This is a genomic window from Oceanirhabdus sp. W0125-5, from assembly GCF_027938815.1.
GTDB lineage: Bacteria > Bacillota > Clostridia > Clostridiales > Clostridiaceae > Oceanirhabdus.
In genome coordinates, this window is record NZ_CP115913.1 from 4,572,962 (window position 1) to 4,593,969 (window position 21,008).

A 21,008-nucleotide genomic window follows, 5' to 3' on the forward strand; every position below is an offset into this window, starting at 1 on the left:
TGTAATCCCTATATTCTATTAGATATTTGTAGAAAATATGTTTTTAAATTAGCAAAAAAAAGTCATAACCCACCTTACTGGCTATGACTTTTAACTTTCCTTTTATTTAAGTTTAACTTTATAAGAATATTTCTCTTTAATATTAATTAAATTCTAATACCATACTATTTCATAATTATTTTCTAAAACAAACTCATATAACTTTTCTTGATTTTCTATAAATTCTGTTATCAGACTCACTGCATTCTTTGATTTTTCAATCTTAGCTTTTGTTAAGGGATAATATTCTACATATGTACTTACCTCTGAATCTACGTCCATCTCATCAAGTAAATTTGCAAACTTTTCTTCTAAATAATAATTTAATAATTCCTCCCGATTATATCCGTTCATATATGCTTCTTCTTTTATTTGGTTGATTTTATGTACTATATGAAAAACCTTATCTTCTTCAATGTTAAAAACATCTGAAACAGAATCTTCTTGTTTTACAATATTAAAATAATTACTCATTTTCACTCACCTCTATATCTATTTTTTATACAACAATGCATGTTATTTTCATGTAGTAAGCAATTTTTGAAGAAACATAAAAGTTTTTACCGAACATTTCTTTCAGAAATTCGCATCCTTTAAGTTTATTATCTTCATTAGATACTGTATTTAATGTGTTATATAATTCACAAACCTTTTGATTAGTTTCCATAGATATTCTTTTACTATTACTCATATTCAAGGATTGCCATATTGTCAAATAATCAATAACTCGTATTAATTGTTTTCTATAATAGTTACATTCAAATATATTATTTATTTTTGTCATTAAATCTTCTTTAAGCTCAAGACTTGATTCTATCTTTCATGAAAATCAATAAAATATTTTTGATAACTCATTTATATGCCCCCTAATATGATTCAGATTTTAATCATTTTTCACTTTACATCTTGTTAATTTATTAACAATTTAAGATTAACATATTATAAAATAATTTACTAACTATAAATATCTTCAAAAACTTTCAAATTCGATTAAATCAGTCCAATATATGGAATTATTATGTGTTTTTTCAATATTACTACTGTTTGCATAAATAAGATAAAGCCATGCAAAAATGCACGGCTTTATTATTGGCACTAATGATGTTGTACTCTGACTCTGTCAGTGGAATAGATTTGTTCTGGTTGATTTATTTACTATCACTTTGTCTAAGAAGCGGCTGTGTACTACAACGAAACGCTCCATCTAGGCTCCTTGATATTTTGAAATCAATATATTCAACAGTAATGCCTCTCTTTTCTAATTCTTTTCCTATTGAATCCTTAAACGCAATATCGGCTACATATACTTTTTCATTTATTGGAAGACCATTTATAGCAGTTCTTAGTGCATCATCATATGAAACCTCAATTTTATCCCAAGACTTCAACTCATCCGGAATTCCATTTGGAAGAGCATCTTCACATACAATCATAAGTCCTTCTCTAACAAGACTCAAAGCACAGTCAAGATGATAAATGTCCGGATCCAATTTCACTTCAACCACCTTATAATCAAAATGAGAAAGATAATTTCTTAACCATGTGATTCCCGCCTTGTTAGAAGCTCGTTCTGAATTTCCAACAAATACTGTCTTGCCGTAGACCAGGATATCTCCCCCTTCTAGAAATGGGCCTTTAGCAGATTCTAAACCTTCAGAAATATCTGGTTGTGGCACGGCAACGTAATAACTATTATTTTTATTTGCTTCACTGATTAAAATATCTCGAATGGGCAATACTTCCAATCGTCTACTAATAATGTTAAAAGAACCTTCAATTATATGATTACCAATTGTAAAAAAGGGATCTCTTGCAAAACAGTTTGTTACACCTGTTCCATCTGTAAAACCGTTTCTTACTTTTCCTAGTTCCTTTTCAGTACTCGTGAGAAGGCGTGGTCTCAGTACTTCAACTCCATATTTTTCTAATACTTTTTTAAGATTATCACGTTCTGTTTCCCATGCTTTCTTATATTCTTCTGGTGACATGCTAAAAATTTCTTCCTTCTCATCCGATTCATATATATCTCCAACCATTTCGTCATCATCCATGTCTTCATCTATATCGCCTAACTCCATATCATCCATAACTTCAGATTGTGTAAGTACCACACGTTTTAATGGGGCAAACTCGCTTTCTACATAAACATTGTTCTTTTTTTCAATACTTGAAGCTTTTTTTTCTTCAGATACTCCATGTGAAGAAGTTTTATGTACACATCCAGCAAGTATTGCTACCATTAATAAAACAACTCCTAACAGATTCATTGATTTTTTCTTCATTCTCTTAACCTCCACATAATGTTGATTTATGTAAACTAAATTACACTTGTTTTATATTGAATATTCTATTTATTAAAGGTTATACGTACTCTTATGTATTATCTACCTCCTTTTTCTTTATAAAATAATTATTTGTTCTTTTTATAAACAAAGGTATAAGAATAATCGTAATTATACCTCCTATTACTTCTGATAATGGTTGAGCAGATAATGCACATACAAGCCCGAATTCTTTTAATATAAAAAGTAATGGCATAAACATTAGAACTTGTTGTAATGCAAAAAGAATCGACGATGTTTTTTCCATACCTACAGGCTGCATTGCATATAACACAACATTTGTTGTAAATATTAATGGTGCTGTAAGACCATATATCAAAGCTGGAATCTTAATGAGATTAATTACATTTGATGAATTAGTAAACATCCTTACTACGAGACTACTGTTTATAACTAATATTAGATTTACACTTGTAACAACTATGAATACAACCAATACTGAATATTTTAGAATTTCATAAAATCTTTTAATTTTTTTTGCCCCTACACTATATGAAAGGATAACTACTGAAACACTCATTATCCCGCCTGCAATAGAACTACTTATTGAAAAAGCATAGCCTGTAATAGTCTGCACACTAAGTGCTGCTGTCCCAAACTTAGCTATTATTTTACTTTCTATTCCCATTGTAATAGCTAACAATATCATGGATAAAAATATGGGTAACCCTAAACTAATAACTTCTTTAAAATAAGCTTTATTTAAACGTAACTCTTTAAAGCTAAATTTCATTGCCATTTTATTTGAATTAATATATTTAATTAGCATACTAATTTGCAAAAGTTCTGATAGAAGCGTCCCCAACGCTGCTCCCTTAACACCAAACCTTAATATACCAATCAATACATAATTAATAATAATATTTAACCCTAACTGTATGAATGTAGTAATAAGCAGATAAGATGTTTTGCCTTCGGTGTATACATTTTTAGCAAGGACTATAACCAGCATAAATATTGGCATTCCTAAACTTAGTATTCGCAAATATATATCTGCAAAATATCTAACACCTTCTGAAACATCAAATATTCTTATAACTACTGGTGTTAAAAAATAGAATATTACACCACAAACAGCACTTGAAATCGCAGTAATTACAACTGTATTTGTAAGATACTCATTAGCTTTTTGTATATTTTTTGCACCAAGATATCTGCCTATTGCTATTGAGGTACCCTCTGAAAACAATGTGCCAAAAGCCACCATTAATAACATAATAGGTAAGATTATTGACATAGATGATACTGCATCACTCCCAAAGTATTGCCCCATAAATATAGCATCAATAAAACTATTTAGTTCATCTAAAAGTGCCATTAGTATAGCGGGGATTCCTAATTTTACTAGTACCTTTATTGGTTTTTCATTTAATATAAAATCTATATTTGTTGTATTTTGTACATCATTATTAATATTACTCACTCCTCCTTTAGCAGCGCAGTCATATATTTTTTTATATTCCTTAACCATCCTTTCAGCACATGCTTTAATAATATATACTTTCATGGAAATCACCACTTCCCTTAAATCATACACTTTAGAGTAACTCTAAGGTCAAGAGTTTTTTCAAAAAAAGAAATGCCCTATTTTCAAGAGCATTTTCACATTTATTTTTACTATTTAATTTTTATTTGCAATTCTCCTATATACCCTGATTCACTTATCATTGAAGCTTTTAAGCCAATTATTAGAATCGGATCCCCTTCATACTCTATATTATTCTTATTAATATACTCAAACATTTCTTCCATTCGTCCTTCTATTTCCATATCATTATTTACAAAAAAACTATATCTTAAATATTTTCCTTTTTTATAAATCATTGACTTAAGATTATATTGATTATCATCTAGTAGACAAACGCTTATTTGATTCTCCTCTAAAATGTAATAGAAATCTCTTTTATACATTACTGACATATCAATTCTATTCTCATCACAAATATCATAAATTTCTTTAATTGAATAATCCATTTCATAATCACTTTTTTTAATACAAACAAATCTTCTTTCAGGGAAATCTTTAAAGCTAAATGTCTCTTTGTTTTTCTCATACTTGTCTATAATTTCTAAACTTTCATTGATATCATCTTTAAGTAATTTTAAGCGATTTATTTCCTTATCTAATTTTTCATATGATTTTTTCATAGCTTGTATATAACTCTCTTTATTATAATTATTAATTAGTTTTTTTACTTCCTTAATTGAAAGACCACTCTCTCTTAAAATTATGATGGTATTTAAAATGTAAACATCCTCATAACTATATAACCTATATCCACTATCAGATACATGTGAAGCTTTTACTAATCCTTCTTTTTCATAGTACCTTATATTATAAGCGGATATATTTAATAATTTTGAAACTTCTCCAATAGTTAAGTATTCTCTCATTGTTATACTCCTGTTTAATTAAGATAGTGATATGTACTATAGGCAATTAGTCTATTTATACATGATGTATTTAATTAATCTAATATCATATCCCCAATGAACTTAATGAAATTATTTCCACTTCTTTGTATTTATTCCTTATATTATCTACATGCTTTTCTTTTTGTATTTCAGCATAATAAATAACATATTTTTTAGTTGATAATTGATTATTAACTAATCTTTCTACATCCTTTTTAAGTTTATAATTGCTATCTGGTGCAGTTGCAGCAAAACATTCACAGATAATACTCCCATCCTCTGATTCTATATCATAACCTGGGCTTGTTCCAAAATTAACACTAAAAGATCTATTCGGGTAAAGTGTTAACAAATGTTCAAGCGCTGCTAATGATACTAAGTATGTAAATGTTTGATTAGTCTGTTCTATAAAATTTAAAGGTTTTTCAAATAGTGGGTCATACCCATTTTGAGTGAATTTCACCTGACGGAGTAACTCTAACCCTGTTCCTATATTTAATAATTCTTTTACTTTTTCATTTGTTATCCTTACTATCTTTTCTCTACAACTTTTTACTTGTTCAATATTACTAAATATCATCCGCTTATTCATTTTTTTAGTTTCCCCCAACCTTTCTTAACAACTTATCTATAATATCTAACTTTTCAACAAACCACTCTTCTATTCTTTCTAATTGATTATCATATTTAAAGAAACTTGATAAATCCTCAGAAAACCATACTGATGCTTTTCCCTCTTCCTCTTTCATATCATCAATCCCCATTTCCTTAATTACTCTTTTAAGTTCTTCATATTTAGATTTACTCTTACCATACTCTAATTCTACACATAAAGCAGGAATCTCATGACCGTCTTCAAACCAAAACCCTAAATTTATAACAACTTGTCCATCTGCCAGCTTCTTATTACTCCAAATCCAATATCCATTATTCTCTCCTAATGTATTCACACCAGTAGACCTAGATGGTTGTCCAAAAAGTTCTTTAAATTTAGGCTTTATAGTATCTATACACTGATTTATTTTAGAAAAAGTTGAATTAATATTACTCAATACCATCAAATCTTGAATATTGAAATTATCTGCTCCTGCCATATTCTCACTCCTTAAAAAATCCATATATTCTTTAACAAATTTATCCTCACTGTAATCACTTAAAAATTTATAAATATGATTCCATCTAAATTGCTTAAAATCAATATCTGTAATATCTTTTTCATCATAATATTTAGTACAATATCTTAAATATACTTTTTTATTTTGTTCTTTTTCAATATTGTTTAATAGAGTTGTGTATCTTTGTAGTTGTTTATATCCCTCTTTAGAATTCACTTTATTTTCAAGGAAACAAAGAACCTCATCATTCTCTATAACAACATCAATAATACAATCCATATCATCTTTTACATAATACTTTTTTTGAGATCTAATTCTAAAATTTTCTCCTTGTACATCTAGAATATTGTTAGTAAACTTATCTAATAAGCTTGCATCACTTTCTAATAAGCCCACTAAAATCTCAGTTGTAAAATCCTCTAATGGAGTTTTATTAGCGTTACTATTTTTACTGTATAAACTTAATAACCTATTAAATATACTGCTGATATTTATTCCTCCTTTTTTATTTCCTTGGGGTCTGACCCCCATACATTTAATTTCTTAGTATAAAATAGTTTTTAAAATTATAAAATACTTCATGAATGCTAATTTTATAATTGAAACAGCTAAATATAACAAATCTCTCGAATAAAAGATTTTCATTAATTCTGGATAAAATCTTACTGTAGCGACTCTAACAACTAGTAATTTAAAAATATATTCATTTATATCTTCTTTATATTTAACTAAATAATCTTCAACTTCTTTAATATAATACTCTAACCTTTTCAAGGGTTCTTTATTAATAACTCTTGCATTAGTAAATAAATGTTTATATATTTGATTTTCATTCTTTTCAAAATATCCTCTGCACTTTTTATACGTAACTGAACATTCTTGATAATCTAAGACTTTTTTTTCAACCCTTTCTATATTATAAAACCAATTTAACTCCTCCCATAAATACTCTCTTATGACAGTAATTTTTGTTGAATTAATACTATTGTCTTGATTATGAATATCTTTAATAATCTTATAGTTCCTCTCTATATCATGTGATATCTTAAAAAACTTCACTTTATTTTCTTCATCAAAAGATATATTTCTCTCTTTTATTGGATTCAATTTTGAATCTTTAAAATTAAAACCTATATTAAAAGTAATATTCTTAACTACTTCGTCTATTCTTCGATAAGTCAAATAATTACTTTGTTTAATATTATTATAAATATTATCTATCATAGTTCTAAACCTATTTCTTATTTCTTCTTTATTATATTGATTCTTAAACCTAAAATAAATAAAATCATAAATACTTTTAAAAAAAGGGACAAAAATAATTATAATCATAAAATCTTTATACTTTTTATCAAGTTGATCAATATAAACATTAAAATTACTGATTATATCATGTACACTATAATAACTGCTATAAAACGAAGTTATAAAATTATTATTATTTAATATAAAATAATTAACATATATTCCACATAATACATTAAATAAGCAGGGTTTAAATGCAGACTTTACTAATTCAATTGTAGATTTCATAATATTTTCCCTTACACTAAAATATCCACTTGATAAAAATTGAAAATATTTAACTATAACCCTATCTATATTTATTAGAAATATCCTTAATCTGAAATAACTTTCTAACGCTATACAGCTTTCTAACTTAGAAATATTTATTCTTTTATTAATTTTATTTTTAATTATTACTTTTGTTTTATTATTAATATAATAAGCAAATTCTCTTAAAATATTAAGTACTACTGTTACTACAAAATAATTAATAGATCTAAAACATATATTGAATATAGTATAAAAAATAATGAAATTATTAAATGTATCTATAAAGTCCATTCCTTTTCCCCTTGCTCTCAAATTTGCTCTTCAGTTTTTTCTAATATGTACTCAAGATTTTCTTTTACTGGTTCATCATCTGTTTCAATTTTAATAAGCTTAATATTATTAACTCTCATAAATTTAATTAATTGATTTACAGTTAATGGCCCCTCATATGAAAAACTACAATCATCAATAATATAAACGATCTTACCTACTGGCTTGTTTATAATTAAAATAGCCGAATATTTAAATACTTCTCCATCCATAAATGTTGATATTTTCTCTACAATAATCACATTATCAATAAATTTACCCATGGTTTCTATAAATCTTATAGCATAATAAAACGCCTCTGTTTTGTGGTCTGTAATAGTAACAGGAAATAACTCTCTTCTATAAATATATTTATTAATATTCCTGCAATCTCTTGAATTTAACTTATACTCAATTTTTTGAATCATGTAATCATCTAATATCTTATATTCTTTGAAGTTTTCTAAAATAAAATCATAAACCTTATAATCACTAGATAATTGTGTAACAGTAACGAAATTATATTTTAAAGACAATTCATCTAATCTTTTGATTATAAAATTATTATAGTCTATATATACATTGAATTTTTCCATCTTTTTTTCAAAATAATCACATATATATTTTAAAGTTATTCTTTTTTGCCTAAATATATATTGAATAAGCTCTTTAACAAAATACTTATATAAATCATAAGTATATCCTTCAAAGAAAGTATCTTGTTCTTCTTCTGATGTGAAAATATAATAAATAAAAGCTTGTGCAAAAATATACTTTCCATTGTATCCATGCTGATATTTATAAGTATTCATTTTTCTGAAAATTCCAAAGGTTAAATAATCAACCTCCATTATGTTTTTATAACTTTCTATCTCGAACTCACGATACATATAGTCCTTAACATCTTTATGTTCTAATGTTGGCACATATATACATTTAATAAAATATGATAATAATTTGTTTTCAATTTCACTTTTATTACGAATATTTATATATTTTATTGCGTCAACTATAAAAAAAGTAATTATATGAGAGTTCAGAAATAGATTTTTATAATAATCAAATAATTCCTCTATAAAGCTTTCATTATGTTTATCAAGTTCATCTACAGTAATTACAATTCGATATTTTTTTTCACATGTAGCTATTTTTTTTAAAACAATTGTTAACTTTTCAATTAATATGAAAATATCGTTCCGTTCTTCTATTTCTTGAATATGACAGTTCTTTTTACTACTTTCAGCTATTGAAGATTTACTAATTTTTTGACCAAAAGCATTTCTTATATTAAATGCTTGTCCAAAAAATTTAAAAATGTTTAAATTCAAATCAATATTATTTTCGTCAACATCTTCAAATCTAATATGTTGACTTTTATTATTATCATACCCACTTGTTATTTTACTTGAATAATTACTAATTATTTTTTTAGATATATTTTCTATCTCTGAAAAAATCTCTTCTGGCAAATCAACTGTTTGAATAGATTTTCGTAAAGCTTCAACAAAAAAATATATAAAATTTTCTATATTAATAATTTTGTTACAATCTAAATTAATTCTCACTAAGTCACTATACCTATACTTCTCGCAGCATAAATTTATAAGTGAAGTCTTACCCACTCCTCTAATTCCTCCAATTAGGTATGCTCCATGAACTTTATTATTAATAATCTCATATATTTCACTAATACATCGATCTAATGAATCACTCGAATGGAATATATGAAGTTCTTCTTTATCAAGTGGTTCAATTAAAGATTTTTTGTAATTCTTTATCATAAAAAAACTCCTTATCTATAGTTATATCTTATAAATTAATTTCAGATTTTCAGACTTTCAATACATCTTCTACAATATACTCTTATTAGCAACCTAACCATACCCTGAGGCAAGCTTTCATGTAATCTTCACCATCAACTAATATAACTCCACCTTTCTTTTTTTCTTTATGGGATTCTCTTTTTGAAAGATTCTTGCAGAAAAATATGCTTGCAATCTGCTTGCAATAGTCAACAACTGCCCTGTTAGCTCAGAAAAGTAAATTGGCGATGGATTACTATGTTATCGCATTCTTGAATATACTTTCTATAGAAACCTCTTTTATCACATCCATTATATTTATCACCTTTTAAGTTATTTTATATATCTTTTTATACTTATTTTACTATATATAACCATATTATTCATGTTTTATATAAATATAAAATGAAAGTCAGTGGCTCCCCCACTACCTCAGCCTATATCCCTAACAATCCCAGAATTAACATAATTTATGCTTGCCCATGAGCTTCCATTTTCAACTCAATTATCCCACTCTATTTTATTACCTTATTCCATCGTCCTTATAAACTCTTTAATCTTCTTATTAACTCTAGGAAGGAAAAACACCGTAAAATTCAATTTGAATAATACGGCGTTAAAAAAATTATTAGTTTTTTTATTGTATGACATTAAATATGAACTATAGATTATCCCCATAATTTGTATTACAAATTAGAAGTTACTTTTAACTTAACTGGGATAAATGTTTCCATTTGTGCCCATCCTTGTGCTTCTATAATCTCTGATGGTGTAATAATATGTCCCATAGCATAATGATTTGGGCGAATATCCAGTTGTAAAACATCAGAATTTTTAATATATTCCAAAGCTTCATTATATAACCTACTATTTGTTTCTTCATCTCCATCTTTGTAAACATAAGTTATATAGTACCCGCCTTCGAAATCAACGACTTCGTTGCCACCATCATCCATATCCTCACTCAATGCCCACCACCATACCATGCCTTGTTGTTCTTCATCAAAAAACAAAAAATCTCTAGGCATAAATCTATCTCTTTCTAATGGCTTAATTGCGGAAAAATACTTATCAAACTTCCCTAAAATACCATTGGAAGAAAAATCAAAATCCTTATCCACTCCAGATGATGCTGCTTTGAACGGTGGTAATGATATTATTTTAAACTCCATAAAAATCCCCCCTTTTATTTTCTAGATTAATGATATATTTTCGTGTTATATAAATAATCTATACTTCACATTTTTTTACATAAGTTCAACTGCTTGTTTTTCCAATTCAGAAATTTGAAGTAATATATCACAGTATGGTTTTAAATTCTCTTTATTACTAAACAGGTCAAAAGCAGAAAAATCCTGTGGAATTAGCTGTGCCAGTTGAATAGAAAGTGCTGCAATCTTTTCATAATATTTAACCAAATCTTCTCTGTCATTATCATAAAGAAACTTGATTGCATATTGTCTATCAAGATATTGCTTGTAATTACACATAACATTGAGATAAGGTTCAAAATTATCTTCCCAATTATATGTTAATAATGCGTTAGCAAATGCTTTATGAGCAGCAAGTCCATTATATTGACCAGTCGCCATATTCTCATCTGAAATCAAATGTTTAATCAGATTTAAGGTTTTTGTGAAAGCTTCTTCTTTTGAAGGTTTTTCACACTTACCTTCAATGACAATTATCCTCCCCTTACTACCTTGATCAAAGAAATCGCTATGCCAGTTTGATTTTCTGAAATATCCTGTGTCATCATTTGCTTCATCATGGTCTTCATTAACATACATAAAAGGGTTATAACCTAAAAGTACATCACCATCATTATCATACCCTGAAATAACACAAGAATCTGAACAATTGATAACACCTTCAAGTGTAATAACTGGAACACCCTTATCTATGCTATCCATAATTAATTTCTTATCAGCTTCATAGTCGCCTTTTAAATGATGAGCAACTTTATATCCGAGCATATTAAAGGTATGTTCAATAATAATAGGAGTATGGATTACATGGTAATTACCGTGATTCCATTCACAGATTGAAGGCATTGAAAATGAAGTCCTAAATGCACTTCCTGATACCGCACAGACATAATCATAATCAACATTTTCACCAAGTGACCTAAGAACAGAAACAACACTGTTTACAAATTCATTTTGCCTTTGAGTATCTGACCAGTCAACTTTCAACAAATCTGGAATGTAATTTTTCGACATACTAAATCCGCCCCTTACTTCAAAATTAATCACAATTGGATTGAATTTCAAATGATTTAAGCTGCCTTTTTTAAAATTTGATGGAGAACAATTATACAATCGTTTAAAGGCTCTTGAAAATGATTCAAGGTTTTCATATCCATATTTAAATGCTATATCTGTAATAGATAAATTGCCCTCTAAAATATCATCAATGGCGCAAGTTAACCTACGAAATCTAATATATTCTCCAACAGAGTATCCTGTTATTGCACTGAATAAATTTTGAAAAGATGAAGGGGCATAATTTATGGCTTTACCTACTGATTCAATAGTAATTTCATCCAAAAGATTTGCTTCTATGTATTCAATTGCTTGCTTAATTTTTTCTACCCAAGTCATTTTATCACCATCCCTGATATTATTATGACATAGTCAAAAATTATTTACTTGACATTTTATATGATAAAATATACATATATATTAAAAATAAACACCCCTGTAGTGCTTTAAGAAATTGGAATAGAATGTGAATTTCTTGTTGCTATTATCATCTCCGAGGGTTTTAGTGAAGGCGGTACGACTAAACTTGCTATTTTTTATTTCCATGTGTATTTCTTTTTTATCAATACAGGCTCATCTATGTTTTTTTTCGATTCTATCTCACCTATTTTTTCATCATAACAATTAATAATAAGTTCTTCCCGTATAATATCTTCCATTATTGAATATCTCATGCTTTTAATATTTATAATTTTTATTAATTCAGTTGCTTCATATGCGACGCTAAGTCTATTGTTTACATACCAATTCAATATTGGTATAACTAGTATTGATACACTCCCAATAATCTTTAAATCAAAAACTAATAATTTTTCTTTTCTCTTAAATGAAATTATATTCTTTAATTTCATTTAAGCTCTTTTCTAAACTTTCTCTTCAAATTTTTTTCATAAAACTTCTTATTAATCATTAAAAATATACCTTCTATACTTAATTTAAGTAATAAGTATTTAATGTTCTCATTTTGATTGTTGATTAGAAAACAATAACAAAAATCAAAATACATATATGAACCACAACATCAATCTACTTTTATTTTTTACAATATACTCTTATTAGCAACCTTAACCATCCCAGGTGGTAAACTCTCATGGAGTCGCCACACAAAGCTTATTGGTCTGTTTCCTTGATGGCTAACATACTCTGCGGTTCCTAGGTATGTGTATGTTCCTGTTATTCCATCAACCTTTTTATACTCACGAACAAATAATGCAATCTTATTGTTATCTCTTCTGTGATTAATGTATCTCTGTCCGGTAGGACTCTCTACAGATGTAGTGCTCTGACTCTGCCAGTGAAATAATTTTTCATTGATTGCATAATCCTCATATAAGGTTGATGGTGAGAATTCTTTTTCACTCTTGTTAAGGGTTATAAAGAATGCATCTAACTTTCTATCTTTAAAGTATTTTACTCCTGCTTGAAGAGCTGGACTCTTATATTCATTCATATCACCTAATGCCGCAAGTATCTGATCTCTTGTATATGCACAATGTAAATCTAATGGGCATGGTGTTCCAATATCCACTTTCTTATCTATGAAATTTAAGTGTTTATAATTAAATTGAAGGATATCTATAACTTCTTGAATCATAATCTTATTTTTCCCCAGACTCTCTAATCCTTGTACTATGCTATCAAAACCTTCTTTCTCAGGGTGTTTCCCGAAGAATGTGTAATAAAGCATATTTATCATTAAAATCTCTTCTTCATCATATGATTCAGTATTAACAGAACCTGTATTAATCAGATTGTTTAATAAATCTACACTGAACTTAATAAACCTTCTAGAGTTAATATGAAATAGATTCTTAAGTCTTTTAGTTATTAGTTCTTCATCTCTATCCTTGAAATCTTTTATTAGTCCACATTCAACCATCATTCTTGAGAAGTTTCTCTTTCCTTGTGCTCCATAGAATTCTATTAATGATAAATGATTATATTCTAAGAATTTCTCTAGTGTAATCTTTTCTCCAGTATCACTTTCAAAGGTCTTCATTCTGCTAATTAATTTTGCTTTATTATTTGGTGATCTATCTATGTTATTAAGAATGTATTCCTTTGCTTGTTTTTCTAATTGTATATGGCATCCTTTTGGTAGATTTATAAATCCATTTTCTATTGAATGTCTAACTGAATGTTTTCCTTTACCCATTAATGCCTTGAACTTTTCTTCAAAATTGTAGCTCTTATGTGCTTGCCCTACAAAATCCAGTACTGTTAAACACTCTTTATTCTCATATAGTCTAAGTCCTCTTCCTAGCTGTTGAAGGAATACTGTTAAACTCTCAGTAGGTCTTAGGAATAAAATTGTGTTTACTGCAGGGATATCTACTCCTTCGTTATAAAGGTCAACTACAAATATAAACTTAATCTCTCCTTTTGTCAGCTTATCTTTAGCAGATTTTCTTTCATCATCCTTTGATTCTCCAGTAAGGTATATTGAATCTATACCATGATTATTAAAGAAGTTAGCCATATATTCTGCATGTTTAACACTAACACAGAAAGCTAATGCTTTAACCTCATCTAAATCCGTTACATATTTATTTAAACTATTAAGTATCTGTATGCTTCTCATATAGTTTTCAGTGAATAAATTAGTTAACTCTGTTGTATCGTATCCTTTTCTACCCCATTTAACCTTTGATAAATCTACAGTATCAGCTACACTAAAATATTGAAAAGGACATAGAAGTTTTCTATCAATAGCTTCTGTTAATCTCATCTCTGCTGCTATTCTATCATCAAAATGTTCTAGAATATCTTTTCCATCCATTCTCTCAGGGGTTGCTGTAAGCCCCAATAAAACCTTTGGTTTATAATAATCTAATAACTTCCTATAGGATGGTGCTGCTGCGTGATGGAATTCATCCACAATTATAAAATCATAATAATCATTTGATGTCTTTTCATATAGTTTAGAACTGTTGAAACTCTGTATGCTTATAAAAAGATGTTCAAGTCCTTCAGGGTTATATGTTCCAACTAACATTTCACCAAAGTTTCCATCCTTAAGTATAGCTCTAAAGGTATCTCTGCTCTGCTTAAGAATTTCTTCTCTATGAGCAACAAACAACAATCTATTACTTTCTTTTGCTCTTTCTTTTCTAAATCTCTTATAATCAAATGCTGATATAACAGTTTTACCAACACCAGTAGCAGCTACTAGAAGATTTTTATTTCTCCCAAAGATTTCTCTTTCTGCTTGAAGCTTTTCAAGTATCTCTTTTTGATAATAGTAAGGATGTATATCTAAAATAAAGTTAAAATCATTTTTCTCCCTATTATCTTTTTTCAAAGCTCTCTTAAGTTGAATTTTATTATTTTCATCTTCTCCATTGAATACAATAAATTCTCCATCGTTCCAATAGCTTTCAAAGGTTGCTTCAAATTTTCTAATTATGTCAAATGAATCTTTCTCAGTTACTTTCATATTCCACTCAAGACCACTTGTTACAGCAGGATTAGATAGGTTTGATGATCCTATATATGCAGTTGTAAAACCCGTTTCTCTCTTAAACATATATGCCTTAGCATGAAGTCTTGTTCTTTCTGTATCATAGGATATCTTTATCTCCACATTATTAAGTTTGCTAAGCTCCTCAACTGCTTTATAATCAGTAGCCCCCATATATGATGTAGTTATTATTCTAACTTTATTTCCCTCAATGCTGGTGAACTTCTTTAACTCTTCATATATAAGTCTAATACCACTCCACTTAACAAAGGAAACAAGCATATCTATTGAATCACATGACATTATCTCTTTTTTAAATTCACTAACAAGACTAGGTTCCTTTGATGCACCTGTGAATAATGAACTCTCAGATATAGGAGTAGTTGGTCTTATAGGTTTAACTTTATCGTTGACACTTCTAATTGAATTTATCTTAGAATATAGAGACATTAAAATCTCAGCCTCTTCACTTATTTCATATTCTCTTAAGGATTCCTCTTGTGATATTTCACTAAGCATATTTATAATTTCATTGCATGCTTTTATCTGTTTAAGAAGAACTTCTCTTTCATTATCTTTAGAAGTACTCTTACCTTCTCTAATATAACTAAGCCCTCTTCTAATAACCTCACTTACATATTTAGAAAGGACAGTTCTTGCCTCTTCAACATCAATATTAACTTTATCTATGTACATATTATCTTTAAGCTCATTTAGTTTTTCATTGAGTTCACGACTTATTATTTCTTCGTAGATTCCTTGTTTCATGGTTTCACCACCAGTTTTATTGGATAATTTTTCTTTTATTATAGCATATTGGGTACAAATTCTGTTTTATTGTAACGTCTTTTAATTAATAGAAAACCATCATGAGTTTTTCATGATGGTTTTAATGTTGTATTCTCGTTTACCTAGTGTTGTTAGAAACTACTATTGATGTCGATTAAAATTGTTATAATATTTTCCCACAATATCATCATCTAAACATATAGCAACACCTTTAGACACAAACCACCCACCAAGTTTTAATCTCTGCCACAGCTTCTCTTCTTCATTTTCATATAAAAGAAATTCGTAGAAATCATCATCTTCATTAGGCTCTTCCCAAAGACAATCATCATTAACAAGCTCACAGGATAATTCATAGTAGTTATTTGTATCGAAATAGTAATTACACCACTTTTCTTTATGTACAATTTCTTGAACTATCTTTATATCATTATTTGTTATGTTCAACAATGCCTCTAGCATAATGTAAGAATCATCTTTATCTGAACCCATTCTTTCCTCAATATCTTTAATTATTTGACTTTTGTTGTACATGCTTTATTCCTCTCTTAACATTTACAGTTTAATCTTTTGTTTTTGATATATATTCCTTAATACTATGCTCTCTATAAGTTTCTTTGTGATTCTCAAATAATCTATAAGAAAATATATTATCGAAGCTGGTTTCTTTTAGATATTCTCTCTCTTTAAAAAGATTTCTAAAAGCTTCATCAGAATTTTCTCCTGCTGCAATCCCTATTACTTGAAGATTTTCTATATCAGGTTCTATGGATTCTGAGTTTGGTTGATATGTGTAGCCTTCATGGGTTAGAAATATGTATTGATTTATTTTCATGTGATCTTTTCCTCTCGTGTAGTTATAGTAAGTGATTAAGATCGTAACATAGTTGTTTTTTTAGATCAATGTTAAGGTTATCAACGCTTTGCTATTAGCAATCTCAGCTGTTTTCTATGATTCTATTTATAGTTTTCTCAACCTCTGAAGTAGATCCCGGCAGAAATGGGAGCCCACCTATACCAACTTGTTCAATACTTTTAAAGAAATGATTTTTTTTGTATCCGTCTTCATCCTTATGAGGAAAAAGGACAACTGCCTCAACTGCCCTTTTATTCTCAATGAAACTTGAATATTTATCTTTGATCTGATAAGATAATGCATCTCTGTATCTGTGCATTGTGTTTATATCTTCTTCCTTTGGTCCTGCGCTTCCGTATTTATTTATATATTCAGATCTTGTATCTATCTTGTATTTAGCATCAAATACGAATTCTAAAATCTTTCCGTCCCTTGTTTCCTTGTCTATAGTAAAGATATTGTCGGGTTTTTGAAGAATGGTTTTTGTTTTTCTTTCACTGTTATACCATATTGTGAAGGTCTCTTCCCCATCTTCATATACAACTCTTGATTGCACCCCTTTCTTAAGGGTTACGAACAATCCACTTCTGTTTATCTTAAGGAAATCAGCTGACCTAACCTTATACTTCTTTCTCAGTATTGAGTTTATCTTTATAAAGCACCAGTACTCATAAAGAGTTGATAGTTCCTTCATGGATAATCTGAATACTTCACCATTTAGGGATAGTCCCTTCTGAATCATCAGATAGTATCTATATACATCCCTGTATCCCATCCCCATTGAGAATACCTGTGTGATTGAGCAGTGAGTGAGTCTCATGTCTCCTACTTCTTTTAAGAATGTTGTGCTTAAATACCTTTTTAATCTACTCCTCATGGTATCCACATTCTCTACGACCATCTCATCTATGTTTCTTCCCCTGCCTGATGAACCTTTGCAGCTGTTTTTGTAAGTTCTCTCGAAAGAGTCTAATCTTTTTGTGATATCTCTAAGAATATGTTTTAGGAATCTGTTCTCCTTTGTATCATAGGTCACCTGTTTTTTCACCATAAGTGCTCTCTCAGGGATAAACCCTCCACTTTTATGGATATGTCCGTTTGGATTCCTTAAAAGCCAGTTAAGAGTCTCTTTTCCGGCACCTTTAACCTTATGTGCTCTTTGAACACGTTGCTCTTTAATAAGCTGGTGATGGGGCTGGCTCATGATAACCTCCAAGCTCTTTGTGAATCTTTGAAAAACATAGTTAAGTATACTGTAGAACTCGTTAGGCGTTTCCCCCTTTGAATCTTTTATATCCATAGAAAGATATGTTCTTCTTAGGAAGTCATATGCAAGGTTATACATCTCATTAGATACATCATCAAGGAGTGCCTGATAATCTTCTTTATAGTCCATCTTGCTTGGATATACCTCACATACTATTTTTAGATAGTCTTCTCCATCTGCCCTTATTAAAAATTCAGTCTTTCCTATATCACCTCTGAAGTTTATGGTTCCATCAAGCAGATTGTTTCCTCTTGTTCCTCTTCTCACAAGTGATCTTCTTATAAGTGGATTCTCATGAAAGAATTCTATCTCTACACCTCTATCTCCCTGGATGAGTACATCATAATCCGTGTATTCATGAAATATGAATCTTTTATGTCTCTCTTCAACCTTTATCTCTTCTGCAGCACCACCCACAAATAAACTTGTATCATCAATAAAAGATGCTGCTTTTTTCTTCTCTGATGCCCTTGAATAATCTATGATAACATCAAGCTTGGGCGTATTAATTAAAATCTCATGCTTATTCCCAGAAGGTTGTGAATCCATCTCTTATATACCTCCTGATCATTGAGTATATCTTTTTTGATGTTTCCGGGTAGTGTGATTCTTTGTTGTTTTCTTTGATGCTATCAAGCTGCTTCTGATCTATATACTCACCGTTTATCTCTATATTAAAACCTTCGTTTACATATGAATAAATATTGATCAAGGTCTTCAATATATCGCTTGAGTTCCCCTGAAGTCTTGGTAGTATCTTCTGCTTTAAGCATAGATCAAGAGATTCCTCTTCTTCTAATATGTTCTGCTCTCCTAAAACACCACCGAAGGCATATAAACAGTAAAATACAATCTCATCTCTAACTCTATAAGCAAACCCATCTCCACTGTCATATAATATATTATTTATGTCACCAAGGGTTTCGATAATATCATTTGCTGTATCTTTATAATCTTTGCAGTGAATTAGTTTATTGAAGCTGCTTTTTAGAAAATCGTTGTGTATATTTCTGCTTTCTATATCTTTTTCTTCAAAATCGAAATCAAATTCTAAGTCCACATGGTTGAATTCAATGGTAAATGCTCTATCTAGCACTTTTCTGCTGAATGGGAATGTTGTCTCATCCATGTTTACGGTTCCTATGATGTAGATGTTCTCAGGTATATAAAGATCTCCGTATCTCTCTCTTGAATCATCATCCTCACCGAAACTCTCATCTTTAAGTATTCTATCTGTTTTAAACTCACCATCTACTTCTTTTCTACTCTCCATAAGAGATAGAACATCTGAGAAATAATATTCAACCCTTGCAAGGTTCATCTCATCTATGCATATGAAATAAGGCCTGTCCTTATCATGGATTGCCCTGTGTATTATATTTGTAAGTTCACCAGGTATGAACTCTCCCTGAAGATTTCTGTAACCTATAAGTTCTGAAGAATCACTCCAATCTGGCTTAACTGGTATTAGAGTATATCTTCCATTTTCTCTTGTTGCACCTATTGCCTCTGCAAAAAGCTCTATTATCTTGCTCTTACCAGTTCCTGATATCCCTGAAAGTATAGCAAATTGTTTGCTTTTTAATGATAGGAAGAGATTCTTTATCTGCTTTTTTTCATATGTGAAACCTTTGTTTCTTATATAATCATAGATAAAATCGAGAGATTCATTGTAATTCTCTACATTTTCTAATGGTTCCTCTATTACTGCTGCGATCTCATTTTCTGTTTCTGTTTGAAATTCTTGCTCTTCAAATACAGATTCATCATCATCATCATCATCATCATCATCATCATCATCATTATTGATATCAACCTTCTCAGCATAATACTGATAGAATTTGTCCCATAAAAGTTCCAAGAGTTTTTCTCTATCTTCATCTGTAAGAACATTGTAGAGTTCTGAGTTGAATTTAAGATATTCTTTCCCATCGATTTTTTCAAGAATAATATATCCTTTATTTTTGAATACTTTAACAGAATTATCTATCATTAAAGTTCTGATGAAATTCGGATTTAATTTTTCCTCCTTTAAATCGCTCTTTTCCTGTTCCAATGGCAATCCTTTATTTATTCTCTCTTCATTATAAATTCTAATTATCTCTTCACAAATTTCTTCATATGGAAGTAACATCTTATTATATTTTTTTTCTAAGTTAAGCATTGCAATCATAAGAATAGGTTTATAGCTCATCTGATAAGCACGATCAATTTTCCCATTGTTGTACAAATACTTATAGAAATTTTTAAGAATTACACTCTTCTCTTGTATAAATTCCTCTATATTAAATAAGCTATTTATACATGGTCTTAATTCAAGCCTATATGTATTAGATTCATCTGTTTTGTAGAAATCTATATATTCTTTATATTGATCTGGAATCTTCACCTGTTTCTTACCATCTTTATGTTTAAGAATATATTGATAGCTAGTCTTAAAAACACTCCTAAATATATTGACTATTTCTATATTACTTTGATATCTAAAGTGAAATGTTTCTGATGTTCTCCCTTGAGCATTTATATTTCTTAGTTTAATAAATTCAATATTATTATCAATTAGCAATTTAATATTAATTGATTTTCCCAATTCTATGTTAGGCTTAAAATCTTCAAAAATACTGAATATCCTACTATAAATATCTTTTGGTATATGAACTCCATATTTAAATAGGGAAAAGTCTGTTTCTTTAGATATTAAATAGTTTTTATCATTTATATCTTTAACAATCCAATTGTGTTTTGACAAATTAATAACACATCCTTTCTTTAATACTTTGAATATATTATTTT

At 28.8% G+C, this 21,008-nt stretch carries 17 protein-coding genes; all 17 read right to left on the minus strand.

Annotated features, from left to right (window positions below; all coding sequences use genetic code 11):
- Nucleotides 1-153 precede the first annotated feature (153 nt).
- Entirely contained in the window at nt 154-513 is a 360-nt protein-coding gene (locus tag OW730_RS21405; RefSeq protein WP_271226081.1) for an Imm51 family immunity protein, read from the minus strand.
- A 25-nt stretch (nt 514-538) separates the two neighbouring features.
- The gene (locus OW730_RS21410; RefSeq protein ID WP_271226082.1) at nt 539-823 is read right to left on the minus strand and encodes a hypothetical protein; all 285 of its coding nucleotides are present in this window, start codon (nt 821-823) and stop codon (nt 539-541) included.
- Nucleotides 824-1,187: 364 nt separating this feature from the next.
- Entirely contained in the window at nt 1,188-2,321 is a 1,134-nt protein-coding gene (locus tag OW730_RS21415; RefSeq protein ID WP_271226083.1) for a dimethylarginine dimethylaminohydrolase family protein, read from the minus strand.
- Nucleotides 2,322-2,412: 91 nt separating this feature from the next.
- The gene (locus tag OW730_RS21420) at nt 2,413-3,888 is read right to left on the minus strand and encodes an MATE family efflux transporter (RefSeq protein ID WP_271226084.1); all 1,476 of its coding nucleotides are present in this window, start codon (nt 3,886-3,888) and stop codon (nt 2,413-2,415) included.
- A gap of 110 nt (nt 3,889-3,998) precedes the next feature.
- Nucleotides 3,999-4,775, minus strand: coding sequence for a helix-turn-helix domain-containing protein (locus OW730_RS21425; protein WP_271226085.1), 777 nt, complete (start codon nt 4,773-4,775; stop codon nt 3,999-4,001).
- A gap of 85 nt (nt 4,776-4,860) precedes the next feature.
- Entirely contained in the window at nt 4,861-5,388 is a 528-nt protein-coding gene (locus OW730_RS21430) for a hypothetical protein (RefSeq protein WP_271226086.1), read from the minus strand.
- 4 nt (nt 5,389-5,392) lie between these two features.
- Nucleotides 5,393-6,442, minus strand: coding sequence for a PD-(D/E)XK nuclease family protein (locus OW730_RS21435; RefSeq protein WP_271226087.1), 1,050 nt, complete (start codon nt 6,440-6,442; stop codon nt 5,393-5,395).
- Between the two features lie 12 nt (nt 6,443-6,454).
- Nucleotides 6,455-7,759, minus strand: a complete 1,305-nt coding sequence (locus OW730_RS21440) for a hypothetical protein (RefSeq protein ID WP_271226088.1) — start codon at nt 7,757-7,759, stop codon at nt 6,455-6,457.
- A gap of 17 nt (nt 7,760-7,776) precedes the next feature.
- Nucleotides 7,777-9,558 carry a P-loop NTPase fold protein gene (locus OW730_RS21445; protein ID WP_271226089.1) on the minus strand — a complete coding sequence of 594 codons (1,782 nt, stop codon included), beginning with the start codon at nt 9,556-9,558 and terminating at the stop codon, nt 7,777-7,779.
- Between the two features lie 707 nt (nt 9,559-10,265).
- Complete coding sequence (locus OW730_RS21450) at nt 10,266-10,751, minus strand: hypothetical protein (protein WP_271226090.1); 486 nt, start codon at nt 10,749-10,751, stop codon at nt 10,266-10,268.
- Nucleotides 10,752-10,826: 75 nt separating this feature from the next.
- On the minus strand, nt 10,827-12,182 hold the full coding sequence (locus OW730_RS21455) for a helix-turn-helix domain-containing protein (RefSeq protein WP_271226091.1): 1,356 nt from the start codon (nt 12,180-12,182) through the stop codon (nt 10,827-10,829).
- 197 nt (nt 12,183-12,379) lie between these two features.
- The gene (locus OW730_RS21460; RefSeq protein ID WP_271226092.1) at nt 12,380-12,694 is read right to left on the minus strand and encodes a hypothetical protein; all 315 of its coding nucleotides are present in this window, start codon (nt 12,692-12,694) and stop codon (nt 12,380-12,382) included.
- A 188-nt stretch (nt 12,695-12,882) separates the two neighbouring features.
- Complete coding sequence (locus OW730_RS21465; RefSeq protein WP_271226093.1) at nt 12,883-16,071, minus strand: DUF3427 domain-containing protein; 3,189 nt, start codon at nt 16,069-16,071, stop codon at nt 12,883-12,885.
- 162 nt (nt 16,072-16,233) lie between these two features.
- Nucleotides 16,234-16,626: a hypothetical protein gene (locus OW730_RS21470; protein ID WP_271226094.1), complete on the minus strand. Its 393-nt coding sequence runs from the start codon at nt 16,624-16,626 to the stop codon at nt 16,234-16,236.
- Nucleotides 16,627-16,654: 28 nt separating this feature from the next.
- Entirely contained in the window at nt 16,655-16,927 is a 273-nt protein-coding gene (locus OW730_RS21475; RefSeq protein WP_271226095.1) for a hypothetical protein, read from the minus strand.
- Nucleotides 16,928-17,030: 103 nt separating this feature from the next.
- Nucleotides 17,031-18,764: a DUF2357 domain-containing protein gene (locus OW730_RS21480; protein ID WP_271226096.1), complete on the minus strand. Its 1,734-nt coding sequence runs from the start codon at nt 18,762-18,764 to the stop codon at nt 17,031-17,033.
- Entirely contained in the window at nt 18,739-20,964 is a 2,226-nt protein-coding gene (locus OW730_RS21485) for an McrB family protein (protein WP_271226097.1), read from the minus strand. Before OW730_RS21485 ends, OW730_RS21480 begins: the two co-directional genes overlap by 26 nt.
- Nucleotides 20,965-21,008: the final 44 nt, after the last annotated feature.